The organism is Streptomyces glomeratus, from assembly GCF_021462825.1.
Lineage (GTDB): Bacteria > Actinomycetota > Actinomycetes > Streptomycetales > Streptomycetaceae > Streptomyces > Streptomyces glomeratus.
Map to the genome: position 1 here is coordinate 70,939 of NZ_JAKEEB010000035.1, position 14,895 is coordinate 85,833.

The window sequence follows — 14,895 nt, forward strand, 5'->3', positions numbered from 1 at the left end:
GTGCCCTCGTCGTACGGGGGTTACTGCGTGATGTTGATCGACTGAGCGGCCTGGGACTCGGCGACCGACCACGCGGAGTGGTCGTTGAGCGCGGCCGACTCGTTGTGCGCGGAGACGTTGGCGACGTGCTTGGTGACGTTCACCGTCTTGCCGAAGCTGAACTTCAGCCGGCCGAGGGCCTCACGGCCCGGCAGCAGCTCCGCGGACTCGGCGTCCAGCTCGTACGCGTTCATGCTCATGGCGTGTCCTTTCCAGAAGACCTTCGTTGACAGGCTTGATGGGGCCGGGCGGGTTCAGGTACCGCCCGGCGAGAGGTGGTGACGTGTCGTCGGCTTGCGAGGCCAGGTGGGGGGTACCGCCGCGGCGGGCGGAGGTGTGTGGTGATGCGTCGCCGCGGCGGTACCGGGTGCCGCACGGTGCCGGGGCGCCGAACCGTGCGGCACCGGATCACTGGCTGATGTTGATGGACTGGGCGGCGCCCGAGTCCGCCACCGACCACACGGAGTGGTTGTTGAGCGCGGCCGACTCGTTGTGCGCGGAGACGTTGGCGACGTGCTTGGTGACGTTCACCGTCTTGCCGAAGCTGAACTTCAGCCGGCCGAGGGCCTCACGGCCCGGCAGCAGCTCCGCGGACTCGGCGTCCAGCTCACGAGGATCCATCATGATCGATTCCCCCTCAGGGTTCGCGATGTGTTCCCGTCGAACACGGTCAGGTCCCCCCGGATCGTGTCCAACTCCGTCGGACGGGCTGTCCAACGAGATTGGACACTACGGGCCGCGGCCACTGTGACGCAAGCGGTTCGGGAGGACACCTTCCGTCACTCACCCAAGTCGCCCCTAGAATGATCCGACACGGAACAGTTCCGCCCGGCGGCGAGCAGGAAGTGACCATCGGTGGCCAACGCACTGCAGCAGATCATCCGCGAGCGACTGGACGGCGAACGCTGGTCGTACGGCGACGTCGCCCGCCGCGGAGGCATCCCGCGCTCCACCGTCCACCACCTGGCCACCACCGACCACATGACCCGCATGCCCCAGCCGGCCACCCTGGAAGGGCTGGCGCAGGGGCTGGGGCTGCCCCTGCGGACCATCCGCCAGGCCGCCGCGGAGGCCTGCGGCATCCACCTCTACGCCCCGGCCGGCGAACCCGCGCCCGTCTCCGACGCCTCCGGGGACCCCGAGGTGGATGTGCTCATCGCCAGCGTGCAGCGCCTGTCGGCGGAGGACCGCCGCCATGTCGCGGCGCTGGTCGAGTCGCTGCTGAAGCGCGGTTCGGACGCTTCCTGACCGCAGGCGGCGGGCAAGCGGAGCGCACCCGCACCCCACCGGCCACTTCCGCAAAAAGAAGCCACTCCCGCCCAAACACCCATGATCCGGCGCTAGTCTCTTCCTCCTGCCCGGGTCCGTGAGCCGCTCGTCCGGGCTTACTGGGGGGAACCTTGCTCTTCGTACACGGCGGCCCCACCACCGCCATCGTCAAAGGGCCCACGGGAGAATCCGTGGTCCTGCTCTCCGGCGAGTTGCCGGCCGATCTCACCGACGCCGCCATCGGTGAACTGCTCGATCTCGCGGCGGCCGTCCTGAGCGAGGACGAACTCGCACTGTTCGACCAGTGCCTCGCCATGCTCCGCCGCGGCGAGGGGCCCACCCCGCAGCGCATCGAGGTCAACGGCGCCGTGCTCACCGTCTACCGCGAGTGACCGGTGGAGCCGCCACCGGGCGCGGAGACCACCTCGTACGCAATTCCGGACACCAGGAGCATGGCCTCGGGCCCCGGAGCAGGGCACCATCACGGCCATGGGAAAGACCGCACCGTTGCACCACCGCCCAGTCCTCCGGGCGGCGCCATGAGCCCGGCCCGCATCCCCGGCCTGATCGTGCCGCTCGTCTTCCTGTTCGCCCTCGTGGCCGGTGCCGTGTGGTACTGGCGGCACCGTGGCGACTAGTGGCTTTCGCTCGGTTCGGACCCGGGCTGATCCCGGCTGAATCCCCAGGCCGCGTCGCCTCGGCCCCTCAGGTCAGCTCGGTCCTCGTTCCGCCTGCTCGCGCAGGAACGTGCTGATCTGTCCAGCCAGGATCTCCGACACACCGTCGGGACGGGCACCGGATTCGGCCATGCCGTCAGGCGCGCTCAGATCACCGGACCACAGATACCGGTCGGCCCATTCGTCGCCCGCTTTGATCTGCACCTGAATGTCGACGAGGGTCAGGCAGGACTCCGGGGCGGCCGCGTACAGTACCGCGGTCGCGCGGCGCAGCGGATAAAGATCGAAGCCCTCGATGAACTGCGAGTTGCGCCAGTCGAGGAAGGCGCTCTCGCCGTCGGGGCCGGTACGGATGTCCAGTTGACCGTCTTCGAGGTGGATGCCGACGACGTCCCCTCCGCGGTTTTCCACGGTCACCCGGAAGCGGAAATAGGTCAGGCCCTCGGCTGCGTCGTCCCGCCCGCGCGGCGGCTCCGCCTTTTCCAGGCGGTGTACGCGGATACGCAGACCGGCATGCTCGTCCGAGCATTCCTGCCAGTCGCCGATCATCTGGGGCTCGCGCACAGTCCACCTCTCCACTTCCGCGCCTCGTTTCCTATCCGCGCGCGCAACAAAGTGTCAAATGCGGCGAACCCCACGTGGCCAGCGATTTTCCTCTTCTTGATCACCGATCAAGCCGTGCGCAGCAAGGATCGGCCGAAGGACCCGGGAGGGCCGATCGCGCACGTGTCGCACATCACGCCCCACATGGCCCGCGGCCGCGGACCCGGGGCGCTTTCGCAGGCGCACAGAGGCGGCTGGCACACTGCACGCCATGGCCCCGATCACGCCCGCCCGCGCACTGCGCCTGCTCGTCACCGGGCTGGTCTGCCTGACCACCGCGAGCGGCGCCCTCATCGGCGCGCTCTTCGGCGGAGCCCGGATCGCCCTGGCCGCCGCGGTGTGCGCCGGTGCGGCGACCGCGCTCTGCGCGTTCTTCTTCCGCCGACGGGCGCTGGCGCACTTCGCCGCGGCCGGGCGGCAGGCCGGTGCACGGGGCTACGCCGAAGGCATCGCCCACGGGGTGCTCCTGCACGTCGCCGCGTACGAGGCCGCGGTCTTCCCGCACACGGGGCCGACGGGGGTCACCGCGGAGGAGCGGGCCGCGCGGCGCACGGTCGCGTACCGGATGGCCGCGCTCGACGAAGTGCCCCGGCTGGTGCGGGAGGCCGCGGCCGACGCGCTGGCGGCCCTCGACGCCGCCGACCGTACCCGTGCCGAGGAGGCCCTCGCCCACCTCGCCTCGACCGTACGGCAGGAGTACGCCCGGCCCTGAGCGGCCGGGCGACCGCGGTGTGCCTCTTCGCCGTTCCGGTGCGGACGCTGCCGATCGTGGCCCCTTCGCCGTTGAGCAAGGTCATACCGTGCCGACGTAGCAAAGGACATGACGATGCACGCACAGCGGTCGCTGCTCACAGCCGACGACGGACGCACCGCGGACTTCGGTGCCGCGTCGGACGGCGGGCACGAGGGCCGGCTCCGCTGGGAGCGGCTGCGGCGCCATCGGCGGCCGCTGCTCGCGCTGCTGGTGGTCACGCTGCTCGCGCAGATGGCGGTCGCGATGGTCACCACCGCCGTACGGCAGACACCCACCATCGACGAACCGGTCTACGTGGGCACGGCGGTGGTGTACGTCCGGGAGCACAGCCTGCGCTTCAACCCGGAGCATCCGCCGCTCGGCAAGCTGATCGTCGCGACCGGTGCGGTGTTCGCGCATCCGCATCTGAAGCCCGGCTTCGCGGGCGACCAGGGGCGGTTGGGACGACGGCTGCTGTACGAGTCCGGCAACGACCCGTGGCGGGTCATGTTCTGGGCCCGGCTGCCGGTGATCGTGGTGACGCTGCTGTTCGGGCTGGTCGTCTTCGGATTCGCGAGCGACCTCGTGGGACGGGTGGGCGGACTGGCCGCGCTGGCCCTGTACACGTTCTCCCCCGATCTGATCACCAACGGCTCCCTGGCCACCCTGGATGTGCCCGCCGCGGGTTTCGTGGTGACCGCGGCGTGGATGCTGTGGCGGGCCCGGCGGCGACCGCCGGCGTATCTGCCGCTCGCCGGTGTGGCGGCGGGGGCCGCCGTCGCCACGAAGATGAGCACGCTGCCCGCGGTCCCCGTCCTGCTGGCGCTGGCCGCCTGGTCGTACTGGCGGGCGACGGGAGGCACGGCTCCCCGGTGGCGGCGTGCGGCGCACGCCCTGGCGGCGGCCGCCGGTGTCGCGCTGGTCCTGGTGGCAGTGGTGTGGGCGGTGTATCTGGCCGTGGATCCCCGGCTGCGGTGGACGCCACCGGCGAACGTGCCGGCGGTGCATGGGCTGCGGGGCCTGCTGATCGACTGGCTGCCGCTCCCCGACGCGTACCGGGACGGGATGCGGATCCAGTTCGGCTTCGAGAACGCGCGATGGCGCGGCTTTCTGTTCGGCCGCCTCTACACCGGTGCCCTGTGGTACTACCTGCCGGCCGCGCTGCTGGTGAAGACGCCGCTCGGCATGCTGGCGCTGTGGCTGGCCGGCGCGGCTGCCATGGCGGCGGCGCCCCCGCTGCGGGCCGCCGTGCCGTATGTGCTGGTGGTGCCGGCGGTGCTGCTGGCCGCGGCCATGCAGGGCTCGCGCGACCTCGGGGTGCGCTACGCCCTGTTCGTACCGGTGTTCCTGGCCGTCGCGGCCGCATGTGTGCTCGCGCTGCGACGGCGGTGGGCGTACGCCGTGACGGCGGTACTGGTCCTGTTCGTCGCGGTCAGCTCACTGCGGACCTACCCGTACTACCTTCCGTACTCCAACGAGGCCTTCGGGGGTCCCTCGCAGACCCATCTCAGGCTCCACGACTCGAACGTCGACTGGGGCCAGGACCTGGGGCGGCTCGCCGACCGCCTGCGCCAGCGCTACCCGCGGGAGCGGGACGTCTGGCTCGTCTACAAGGGCAGCGGCGTGCCCTCCTGGTACGGCATCCACGGCCGCGACCCGCTGAAGGTCCGGCCGGACCGGGTGCACGGACTGCTCGTCGTGTCCGACACGTCGATCGCCAAGGCAGAGGGCCGGCTGAAGCGCCTGATCCGCGGCAGCAAGGCGATCGACGACGTCGGTCATTCGATCACGATCTTCCGGCGGCCCTGAGTCAGGGACCGGACGGTTTGCCCGCCGTGCCGATCCAGGCGTGGAACAGCGCGCCCAGGTCCTTGCCCGACAGCCGTTCCGAGAGACGGACGAACTGCGCCGTGGTCCCGTGGCCGCCCCGGCGCCCGGCCGCCCAGGCGCGCAGAATGCGGAAGAAGACCGGGTCGCCGACGGTCGTGCGCAGCCGGTGCAGGGCCATGGCGCCCCTGGCGTAGACGGGAGTGTCGAAGAGGTGGGCCCCGCTGCCCGGATCGGCGGGCGGGAAGGCCCACAGGCCGTCGCTCGCGGGGCGGGCGTAGAGCGCGTCGAAGGTGTGCTGCGCCGTCGCGCCTCCGTGCTGTTCTGCGTAGAGCCACTCGGCGTAGGTCGCGAAGCCCTCGTTGAGCCATATGTCCTGCCAGCGGGTCAGGCCGACCGAGTCGCCGAACCACTGGTGGGCGCTCTCGTGGACGAGGGTGCTCAGGTCGGGTGCCCGGTCGTAGAGGGGCCGGGTCTGCGTCTCCAGGGCGTAGCCGACCTGCGGGGCCTTGTCGACGATGGCTCCGGCCGCGCGGAAGGGGTAGCGGCCGAAGAGCCTGCTCTCCCAGGCGAGGACGGACGGCAGCTTCTTGAGGACGGGGTCCGCGGCGGACGCGGCACGCGGGTCGACGGCGTTGTAGACCTCGATGCCGTCCCGGGTGGTGGAGCGCTCGACCTTGAACGTCCCGACGGTCGCGGTGGCCAGGTACGCGGCCATGGGTTCCGACTGGCGCCAGTGGAAGGTGGTGTGCCCGTGCGCGGTCTTCCGGCCGAGGAGGACACCGTTGGAGACAGCGGTGCGGCCCTGCGGGACCGTGATGGTGATGTCGTACGACGCCTTGTCCCGGGGGTGGCCGTTCGTGGGGAACCAGGTCATGGCGCCCTGCGGCTCGCCCGCCACGAACGCGCCGTCGTCGGTGGGGATCCAGCCGTCGAGCGAGCCGTCGGGGTCGGTGACCGGCCGGGGCCTGCCCTGGTAGCTCACGGCGACACGGAAGTCGTGGCCCTTGCGCGGCGCGTGCTTCGGGAAGACGAGGAGTTCCTGTCCGTCACGGCGGAAGGACGCCTTCATGTGGTCGACGGTGACTCCGGTGACCGTCAGGCCTTTGAGGTCGAGGTCGAAGCGGGTGAGGCGCTGGGTGGCCCGGGCGAGCAGGACGGCCTGCCCGTCGAGATGGCCGCTGCCCGGGTCGTAGCGGAGGGTCAGGCCGTAATGACGGACGTCGTAGCCGCCGTTGCCCTCGAGCGGGAAGTACGGGTCTCCCGCGCCGGACGAGCCGACGGTGCCGGCCGCGGCGGGTCCCGCCGCCGCAAGCAGGGCGGCGAGGGCCACGGGAACCGTTCCCGCGACGGCCTGCCGGGGAAGGACGGTGCTGCTGCGTCTGCGGGTCTGCCTAGGGGGTGGCGTCACGGTGACTCCTGTGGAGGGCGGTGGCCGACGGCCGTCAGCCTAGGGCGCGGCGTCGCCCCGGAATCACCACTGTTCGGTCAAGTTCCTTGCGGCACAGGCCGGTTTGAACACGCACCGGGAGGCGGATCCGCTCAAGCCCCTCCTGTTCAAGCCCCTCCCGCTCAAGCCCCTCCTGTTCAAACCCCTTCTGTTCAAGCCCGCGGAGACGTGATGGAGTTCGTTCCATGACTGACCTGCTGCCGCCGTGGGCCGGGGAGCCGGTGAGGGTCGGGCTCGTCGGCGCCGGGCCCTGGGCGCGCGCCGTGCACGCGCGGGTGCTGGCGGCCGGGCCCGAGACCCGTCTGACGGCGGTGTGGGCGCGCCGCGAGGAGGCGGCCCGCGAGATCGCGGCCCCGTACGGCGCGAAAGCCACCGCCCGGTTCGAGGAACTGCTGGACGCGTGCGAGGCGGTGGCCTTCTCGGTGCCCCCGGCCGTCCAGGCCGAGCTGGCCGGGCGGGCCGCGCGGGCGGGCAGGGCCCTGCTGCTGGAGAAGCCGCTCGGACCGGATCTGTCCTCGGCGCGGCGGCTCGCGGACGCGGTCGGGGAGGCGGCTGTCGTCTCGCAGCTCGTTCTGTCCAACCGTTACCACCCCGCGGCCCGTCGGTTCCTGGCCGCCGCGCGGCGGACGGAGGTCGCCGGCGCGCGCTCCCACGGGCTGAGCGGCGCCTTCCTGGGCGGCGACTTCGCGACCCCGTGGCGCCTGGAGCACGGCGCGCTGCTCGACGTGGGGCCGCATCTGCTCGATCTGCTGGACGCGGCGGTCGGTCCCGTCGCCCGGGTACGCGGCACCGGAGATCCCCGGCGCTGGATCGAGCTGACGTGCGAGCACACCACGGGGGCGATCAGTCAGTGCTCGCTGTCGGGCTCGGTGAACGTCCCGCGGGGCGGCACGCGCATCGAGCTGTTCGGACCGCTACCTCCTCTCGTGTACGACTCCGGCGGGCTCGACTACGAGGAGGCCTGGCCGGTGCTGCGGCGCGAGTTCGCCACCGCCGTGCGCACCGGGGTGCCCGGCGAGCTGGACGCCCGGAGGGGGCTGCGGCTGCAGGAGCTGATCGCTCAGGCCGCGCAGGGTTAGCTCGGGCGCCGTTCAGGGGAAAACGCCGGGCCGGGGCGCGTGACGGCGCCCGGTGGTGTCCACAACTGACCCGTGAGACTTCCGCTGATCGCCCCCATGCTCGCCACTCCCGGCTCGCTGCCGCCCTCCCGGCAGGACGACCGATGGGCGTACGAGACCAAGCAGGACGGGCAGCGCGCGGTGGTCTATCTGCCCGGTGACGGCAGCCTGGAACTGCGTGCCCGGTCCGGGGAGGTCATCACGGGGGCGTACCCCGAGCTGCGTCCGCTGGGGGGCGTCCTCGGCGCCACGCCCGCCGTGCTGGACGGGGAGGTGGTGGCGCCGGACGAGCGGGGGCGGGGAGACTTCCAGCGGCTCCAGTCCCGTATGGGGCTGGCCCACGCCCCGGCGCTGGCGGCGCACCGCGCCGCGCAGACGCCCGTGCACCTGGTGCTGTTCGACGTGATGTTCCTGCGGCGCGACCTCACGGCTCTGCCCTACGCACGGCGACGGGAGGAGTTGGAGGCGCTCGCGCTGGCGGGGCCGCACTGGTCGACGCCGGGCGCCATCGTGGGACACGGCGCACAGGCCCTGGAGGCGACGCGGGAAAGCGGTCTGGAGGGGCTGGTGTGCAAGCGGCTTGACTCGGTGTACGAGCCAGGGGTGCGGTCCCGGTCCTGGATCAAGATCCGCAACGTACGGGCCGTGGACGTGATCGTCGGCGGCTGGCTGCCCGGCCAGGGCCGGCTGTCGGGCCTGCCGGGGGCACTGCTGGTGGGGCAGCGGGAGGCGGGGCGGCTGCGTTATGTGGGCCGGGTGGGGACGGGCTGGAGCGAGGCGGAGCGGGTGGAACTCGCCCGGATGCTTCGGGGCGTGGAGTCACGGGTGTGCCCCTTCGACCGGGACCCCCGGGTACCCGGGGCCCGCTGGGTCCTGCCGCGACTCGTGGGCGAGGTCCGCTACAGCACCCGCACCCGGTCCGGTCTGCTCAGGCAGCCGTCATGGCTGCGGATGCGACCGGACCTGACGCCGGAGGAGTCGGCCGCCGATCTGCCGTGACGGGCGCCGGAACCCGGCGTCCCGGCCACGCTGCGTCCGTGCCGGGCGGTGGCCGGCGACTCAGTGGTGACCCGGGCCGCCGCTGCCGAACGCGCCGCTGGAACCCGGCAGCCAGCGTTTGCGCTGCTGGTCGTCGCAGCGTTTGCTCGCCGCATGGTGGAGCTGGTACGGCATGAGGCGTTCGCTCTCCTGTACGGCGTGCGGTACCTCTTCGGGCTCCCGGGCCTCCCGCTCCTCGAGGACCGGCCCGCCGTCGGGCAGGTGGGGCTGCTCCTCGGGGCTCGGTGGTTCCGGTTCCTGGTCACGTACGGACATGCCGAGCCGTACGGCCCAGATCAGTGCCCCGGAGATGACCATGCCGCCGATGAAGGCGACGAACACGTTGACCTGTTCCCGCGATACGGCCAGGAGTACATAGCTCACCGTATTCATGACCTGACCATACCCCCGCGGAATGGGAATCGCCCCCCGGGAATTCCTGGGAATTTCCCGGGATTTTTGGGGAAACCGCTGGAAATGCGGGTGGCGTGGGCCCGGGGAATCGTCCGGGGAAGACCGGGCCCCCGGTCCTGTATTCCGCGACGGGGTGGTCAGATCCGGTAGTCGCGCAGGGCCGGTGTCACGACGGCGAGGCCGAGCGTGGCCAGGACCACCAGGAGGCCACCGCCCGCGATGGCCGTGCGGACACCGAGGGCCGAGCCGACCGTGCCGTGCAGGACGTCCGCGAGACGCGGGCCTCCCGCGACGACGACCGTGAACACTCCCTGCATCCGGCCGCGCATCTCGTCGGTGGCGGCCGACAGCAGGATGGCGCCGCGGAAGACCATGGAGACCATGTCCGCCACTCCGGCGGCGGCCAGGAAGGCCACGGCCACCCAGAGGTTGGTGGTCAGCCCGAGGCCGGTGACGGCCGCGCCCCAGGCGATCACCGACGCGATGACCATGAGGCCGTGGCGGCGGGCGCGGGAGAAGGTGCCGGACAGCAGGCCGCCCAGCACCGCGCCGATCGGAATGGCCGCGAACAGCAGTCCGAGCGCGAGTCCTTCTCCGTAGGAAGCGTACGTACGGGCGGCGAGCTGCGGGAACAGCGCCCGGGGCATGCCCAGCACCATGGCGATGATGTCGGCGAGGAAGGACAGCAACAGCACCTTGTGCAGCGATATGTAGCGGAAGCCCTCGGCTATCGCCTGCCAGCCGGCGCTGCTCTTCGCAGCCGTCGTCAGGGGCGGCAGCGCGGGAAGCCGTACGACGGCCCACACCGTCACGCACAGGGCGACGGCGTCGATCAGGTAGAGCTCGGACAGGCCGATCACGGGGATCAGGACGCCCGCCAGGAGGGGGCCCGCCACCAGGCCGGTCTGCATGACCGTGGAGCCGAGCGCGTTCGCCGCGGGGAGTTCGTCCGCCGGGACCAGGCGGGCGATGGAGGCGTTGCGGGCCGGTGAGTTGAGGCCGAAGAAGGCCTGCTGGAGGGCGAGCAGCGCCATGAGCACGAACACCGAGTCCAAACCGATGGCCGCCTGGACCCAGAAGAGCACGGACGTGACCGCCAGACCGGAGTTGGTGAGCAGCAGGAGTCGGCGACGGTCCATGCTGTCGGCGATCGCACCGCCCCACAGGGCGAACAGCACGAGCGGCAGGAGGCCCGCCAGACTCGCGTAGCCCACCCACGCCGAGGAGCCCGTGATGTCGTAGATCTGCTTGGGCACGGCGACCGCGGTGAGCTGGCTGCCGACGGACGTGACGATCGTCGAGGACCACAGGCGGCGGTAGGCGGGGCGGCGCAGCGGCCGGGTGTCCATCGCCCAGCGGCGCCAGCCCCGCCCTCGCTCTCCCGTCCCGTCCTGCCCGTCGCCCTGCGCCGCTGTTCCGTTGCCGGTCGTGCTCTCGCTCGTGTCCACGGACTTCCTAGCTGCCTCGTACACCTTTTACTTCCCGGTTCACTATCACCGATGGGCCGGTGCTCCCTTCGCGCGGGGCGGCCCGGCGGCTTCGGCACGGGCCAGGGCTAGGGCTTCGGCTCAGACTCCGGCGATCAGCAGGCCACCGGTTGTGATCATCGTCACCGCGACCAGGGCGTCCAGCACACGCCAGAAGGAGGTGCGGGACAGGAAGCGGCCGAGCAGCCGGGCGCCGAAGCCGAGGGAGGCGAACCAGCACAGGCTGGCGAGGGCCGCGCCGAGGCCGAAGGTCCAGCGCAGCGGGCCGTGGCCGGCCGCGAGGGAGCCGAGCAGGAAGACGGTGTCGAGGTAGACGTGCGGGTTGAGCCAGGTCATCGCCAGACAGGTGAGCACGGCTCGTCTGCGGGAGCGCTCGGAGGCACCCTCCAGGCGCAGGGCCGAGGGCCGCAGGGCGCGGCGGGCGGCCAGGACTCCGTAGACCAGCAGGAAGGCGCCACCGATCAGGCCGATCCCGGTCAGCGCCCCGGGCCAGGACACGACGACGGCGCCGAGGCCGCCGACGCCGAGCGCGATCAGCGCCGCGTCGGACAGGGCGCAGATGCCGACGACGGCGAGGACGGCGTCGCGGCGGAGCCCCTGGCGCAGGACGAAGGCGTTCTGGGCGCCGATCACGACGATGAGGGACAGTCCGGTGCCGAATCCGGCGGCGAGCGCGGTCAGTGCGTGGTTCATGGCACGGACGCTAAGGAGGGGGAGTATCCGAAGTACAGCTAAAGATTCTTACGTATCCTTAGTGCTCATGATGTCGGAGCTCCCCCTGGACCAGGTACGGACGCTGCTCGCGGTGGTGGACGAGGGCACGTTCGACGCGGCCGCGCGCGCCCTGCATGTGACGCCCTCGGCGGTGAGCCAGCGGGTCAAGGCGCTGGAGCAGCGGACCGGGCGGGTGCTGCTGAGCCGGACGAAGCCGGTGCGGCCGACCGAGTCGGGTGAGGTGGTCGTGCGGTTCGCGCGTCAGCTCGCCCGGCTGGAGCGGGACGCCCGGGCCGAGCTGGGCATGACCGGCACCGGGGAGGCGACGCGGCTGTCGATCGCGGTGAACGCGGACTCGCTGGCGACCTGGTTCCTGTCGGCGCTCGCCCGGGTGCCCGAGAGCTTGCGGATCTGCTTCGAACTGCGCCGCGAGGACGAGGCCCACACGGCCGCGCTGCTGCGGGAGGGACGGGTGATGGCCGCGGTGACGTCGTCGCCCGAGCCGGTGGCGGGCTGCAGTGTTCGGCAGCTGGGGCGGATGCGGTATCTGGCCGTGGCGAGCCCCGGGTTCGTCGACCGGTGGCTGGGCGGATGGCCCGAGGTGGCCCTGCGCGAGGTGATCGGCGACGCGCCCGTCGTCGCCTTCGACCGGCGCGACGACTTCCAGGACCGGTTCCTGCGGGACCTGCGGACCGCCGAAGGCGCGGGCAGGCGTCGGCACTTCGTGCCGACGTCGGAGGGGTTCGTCTACGCCGTCGCGGCCGGGATGGGGTGGGGCCTGGTGCCCGAGCGGCAGGCCGGGCCGCTGCTGCGGGCGGGGCGGCTCGTGCACCTGGCCGCCGACCGGCCGTCGGACGTCCCGCTGTACTGGCAGCAGTGGAAACTGGACTCCGCCGCACTGGCGGCGGTGGCCGAGACGGTCGTGGCGGCGGCCGCGGACGCACTCCGCGCGGCGCCGCGCGCCTGATCCGGCGACAGGATGTCGGCCCGCGCCGGGCGGGAGCCGCTCAGCCGGGTCAGCCCTCCGCGATGACGAGCACGAGCGGGACGCCGTCGCACGGGACGAGCCGCATTCCCTCGTGGCGGCCCGGCCGCGCCTCGGTGAGCAGTGCGCCGAAGTCGGGGCCCTTGGTGAGCGAGCCGGCCAGATGGGCCGGGTCGGCCGAGGCCGCCACCCGGCCGCGTGCGTTGACCAGATGCGCCGGCCCGGGCAGCCCCCGGAGCAACGGCATCACGGCCGCCTCGAAGTGCCGCAGATAGACGTCGGCCGCCGCGACGCCGGCGAACCGGCCCGCCACGTGCACCGGCGCCGACAGGGTCAGGCTGTACTCGTCGGAGCAGAGGTAGTCGACGTACGGCCCGGCGACGGCACGGCGGCCGGTGTCGCGGGGCAGCGTGAACCAGTCCCAGTGTGTGTAGTCGGAGTACGCGGACTGCCGCGGGTCGAGGTCCAGCAGCAGCGGCCGTACGACCCCGTCGATGCCGGTCTGCCACCACTCCAGCCACGCGGGTGCGTCGCCGAGCAGTCCCGGGACCGTCACGAAGCCGACGCCGGACACCAGTTCCTGCCGGGAGAGGTCCCCATGGAGGCCGGGGCGCAGCACGGCGAGGTCGGCGGTCACCGGGGTGCGGCCTTGGGCGGCGAGACGGGTCAGCAGGGCCGTGGTGTCGGCCCGGACCCGGGCCACCGTGTCGAAGACGGCTTCCAGGGTGCCGCGGACCCGGGCCGCCACGCCGGCCTCCGTGACCTTGTCGAGCGTCACCGTGGCCCCACCCGTGCCCCGGCCGCGGTCTCTCGCGGTGGGACTCGGGCCCGTCGGGACGGCCTGGGGGACGGCGAGGCACGGCGAGGAGCCGGGCTGCTGCGGGAAGTCGGGCATGACCGCGACCGTATACGCCCGGTTCGCTTCACCGCATCTTGACTCTCCGTCAACTGACCCTGCACAGACGGAAGTTGATCGAGATGGCGACGCTCCGTAAGGTGTGGGCCACCCCAGTCCGGCCGTAGGCGCCACCCTGCCCTGCGGGCGGACTCCCGGGCCCACAGCCAGCCCCCTCCGACGCCGGATGCGGTGCACGGCCGCACCGCCGCGCCCTTTGTCCGCGTCGCATCCTGCTCGCCCCACGCAACCGCTGCCACCCGCCGCCACACATCCGCCCCCGATTCCCCCCACTCCCGCACACCGTGGAGATTTCCGTGCGTCTGAACAGATCCCTCAAAGCGACGGCCGTCGCCTGCTCACTGCTGCTCGTCAGCGCCTGCGGGCTGTTCGCCGAGTCGAACGCGTCCTCCTCCGCGGGCTTCGACCCGCCTGACCTCAAGGCGCAGTCGACGCTGGGCTCCACGGAAGGCCGGCTGAATCTGATCGCCTGGGCGGGTTACGTCGAGGACGGTTCCACGGACCCGAAGGCCGACTGGGTCACCCCCTTCGAGAAACAGACGGGGTGCCAGGTCCGCACTAAGGTGGCGGCCAGTTCGGACGAGATGGTCAAACTGATGAAGACGGGCGCGTACGACGCCGTCTCCGCGTCCGGTGACGCCTCCCTCAGGCTCATCGCCTCCGGCGAGGCGGCGCCGGTGAACACGGACCTGGTCCCCAACTACGAGGACGTCTTCTTCGGGCTGAAGGACCAGATCTGGAACTCCGTCGACGGCACGGCCTACGGCATTCCGCACGGCCGGGGCGCCAATCTGCTGATGTACAACACGCGTGAGGTCTCCCCCGCCCCCTCGTCCTGGTCCGCGGTGTTCGACGACGCCTCCCGGTACAAGGGACATCTCACGGCGTACGACTCGCCGATCTACATCGCGGACGCGGCCCTCTATCTGCGCGAGACCCGGCCGGGGCTCCACATCGAGAATCCGTACGCGCTCGACCGGGAACAGTTCGACGCGGCCGTCGCATTGCTGAAGAAGCAGCGTCCCAACGTCGGCGAGTACTGGAACGACTACCTCAAGGAGATCTCCGCCTTCAAGAGCGGCGACTCGGTCATCGGCACCACCTGGCAGGTCATCGCCAACCTCGCGCGGAGCGAGGGCGCCAAGGTCAAGGCGGTCCTTCCGCAGGAGGGCGCCACCGGCTGGTCCGACACCTGGATGCTGTCCGCCAAGGCGAAGCACCCCAACTGCGCTTACAAGTGGATGAACTGGATCATCTCCCCCAAGGTCAACGCGGAGGTCGCCGAGTACTACGGCGAGGCGCCCTCCAACATCAAGTCCTGCGACGTGACCAGCGACCCGGCCTTCTGCGACACCTTCCATGCCACCGACGAGAGCTACTGGAAGGACATCGCGTTCTGGACGACACCGATCGAGCAGTGTCTCGACGGCCGGACCGACGTCAAGTGCGTGCCGTACTCGCAGTGGGTGCAGGCCTGGACCGAGATCAAGGGCTGAGCTCCCCCGGGGTGAGGGGGGGGGGGGGGGGGGGGGCCCCCGCCCCCCCCCCCCCGGGGGGGGGGGGGGGGGGGGGGGGGGGGGGGGGGGGGGGGGGGGGGGGGGGGGGGGGGGGGGGGGGGGGGGGGG

General features: G+C 71.9%; 16 protein-coding genes. 8 read left to right on the top strand and 8 right to left on the bottom strand.

Features of this window, described 5'->3' with window-relative positions; genetic code table 11:
* Positions 1 to 20: 20 nt before the first annotated feature.
* Both LZ604_RS29240 and LZ604_RS29245 read right to left on the bottom strand, forming a co-directional pair.
* A complete protein-coding gene (locus tag LZ604_RS29240; protein ID WP_234518758.1) occupies positions 21 to 239 on the bottom strand; it encodes a hypothetical protein in 219 nt (72 codons plus the stop codon).
* Between the two features lie 208 nt (positions 240 to 447).
* Positions 448 to 660, bottom strand: coding sequence for a hypothetical protein (locus LZ604_RS29245; RefSeq protein WP_234518785.1), 213 nt, complete (start codon positions 658 to 660; stop codon positions 448 to 450).
* 234 nt (positions 661 to 894) lie between these two features.
* Between LZ604_RS29245 and LZ604_RS29250 the strand changes: the two genes are divergently transcribed.
* Entirely contained in the window at positions 895 to 1,287 is a 393-nt protein-coding gene (locus LZ604_RS29250; RefSeq protein ID WP_234518759.1) for a helix-turn-helix domain-containing protein, read from the top strand.
* A gap of 152 nt (positions 1,288 to 1,439) precedes the next feature.
* Positions 1,440 to 1,700: a hypothetical protein gene (locus tag LZ604_RS29255; protein ID WP_234518760.1), complete on the top strand. Its 261-nt coding sequence runs from the start codon at positions 1,440 to 1,442 to the stop codon at positions 1,698 to 1,700.
* A 318-nt stretch (positions 1,701 to 2,018) separates the two neighbouring features.
* Here LZ604_RS29255 and LZ604_RS29260 read toward each other — a convergent pair whose 3' ends face one another.
* Entirely contained in the window at positions 2,019 to 2,549 is a 531-nt protein-coding gene (locus LZ604_RS29260; protein WP_234518761.1) for a hypothetical protein, read from the bottom strand.
* A 250-nt stretch (positions 2,550 to 2,799) separates the two neighbouring features.
* On the opposite strand from LZ604_RS29260, the gene LZ604_RS29265 reads away from it, so the two are divergent.
* The gene (locus tag LZ604_RS29265; RefSeq protein WP_234518762.1) at positions 2,800 to 3,300 is read left to right on the top strand and encodes a hypothetical protein; all 501 of its coding nucleotides are present in this window, start codon (positions 2,800 to 2,802) and stop codon (positions 3,298 to 3,300) included.
* 273 nt (positions 3,301 to 3,573) lie between these two features.
* Complete coding sequence (locus LZ604_RS29270; protein WP_234518786.1) at positions 3,574 to 5,130, top strand: phospholipid carrier-dependent glycosyltransferase; 1,557 nt, start codon at positions 3,574 to 3,576, stop codon at positions 5,128 to 5,130.
* 1 nt (position 5,131) lies between these two features.
* Here the strand turns inward: LZ604_RS29270 and LZ604_RS29275 are convergent, their stop codons facing one another.
* On the bottom strand, positions 5,132 to 6,559 hold the full coding sequence (locus LZ604_RS29275) for a M1 family metallopeptidase (RefSeq protein WP_234518763.1): 1,428 nt from the start codon (positions 6,557 to 6,559) through the stop codon (positions 5,132 to 5,134).
* Positions 6,560 to 6,783: 224 nt separating this feature from the next.
* Here LZ604_RS29275 and LZ604_RS29280 point away from each other — a divergent pair, with 224 nt between their 5' ends.
* Together LZ604_RS29280 and LZ604_RS29285 are read left to right on the top strand one after the other, a co-directional pair.
* On the top strand, positions 6,784 to 7,677 hold the full coding sequence (locus LZ604_RS29280; RefSeq protein ID WP_234518765.1) for a Gfo/Idh/MocA family protein: 894 nt from the start codon (positions 6,784 to 6,786) through the stop codon (positions 7,675 to 7,677).
* Between the two features lie 72 nt (positions 7,678 to 7,749).
* Entirely contained in the window at positions 7,750 to 8,715 is a 966-nt protein-coding gene (locus LZ604_RS29285) for an ATP-dependent DNA ligase (protein WP_234518767.1), read from the top strand.
* A 60-nt stretch (positions 8,716 to 8,775) separates the two neighbouring features.
* Here LZ604_RS29285 and LZ604_RS29290 read toward each other — a convergent pair whose 3' ends face one another.
* From LZ604_RS29290 to LZ604_RS29300, 3 genes are all read right to left on the bottom strand, one after another.
* Positions 8,776 to 9,147: a DUF6479 family protein gene (locus LZ604_RS29290; protein ID WP_234518769.1), complete on the bottom strand. Its 372-nt coding sequence runs from the start codon at positions 9,145 to 9,147 to the stop codon at positions 8,776 to 8,778.
* Positions 9,148 to 9,305: 158 nt separating this feature from the next.
* A complete protein-coding gene (locus tag LZ604_RS29295) occupies positions 9,306 to 10,616 on the bottom strand; it encodes an MFS transporter (protein WP_234518771.1) in 1,311 nt (436 codons plus the stop codon).
* 120 nt (positions 10,617 to 10,736) lie between these two features.
* Entirely contained in the window at positions 10,737 to 11,348 is a 612-nt protein-coding gene (locus tag LZ604_RS29300) for a LysE/ArgO family amino acid transporter (RefSeq protein WP_234518773.1), read from the bottom strand.
* 67 nt (positions 11,349 to 11,415) lie between these two features.
* On the opposite strand from LZ604_RS29300, the gene LZ604_RS29305 reads away from it, so the two are divergent.
* Positions 11,416 to 12,336 (top strand): LysR family transcriptional regulator ArgP, encoded by a 921-nt coding sequence (locus tag LZ604_RS29305; protein ID WP_234518776.1) that lies wholly within the window; start codon positions 11,416 to 11,418, stop codon positions 12,334 to 12,336.
* 49 nt (positions 12,337 to 12,385) lie between these two features.
* Here LZ604_RS29305 and LZ604_RS29310 read toward each other — a convergent pair whose 3' ends face one another.
* On the bottom strand, positions 12,386 to 13,249 hold the full coding sequence (locus LZ604_RS29310; protein WP_234518777.1) for a PDC sensor domain-containing protein: 864 nt from the start codon (positions 13,247 to 13,249) through the stop codon (positions 12,386 to 12,388).
* A 317-nt stretch (positions 13,250 to 13,566) separates the two neighbouring features.
* Between LZ604_RS29310 and LZ604_RS29315 the strand changes: the two genes are divergently transcribed.
* Entirely contained in the window at positions 13,567 to 14,766 is a 1,200-nt protein-coding gene (locus LZ604_RS29315) for an ABC transporter substrate-binding protein (protein WP_234518778.1), read from the top strand.
* Positions 14,767 to 14,895: the final 129 nt, after the last annotated feature.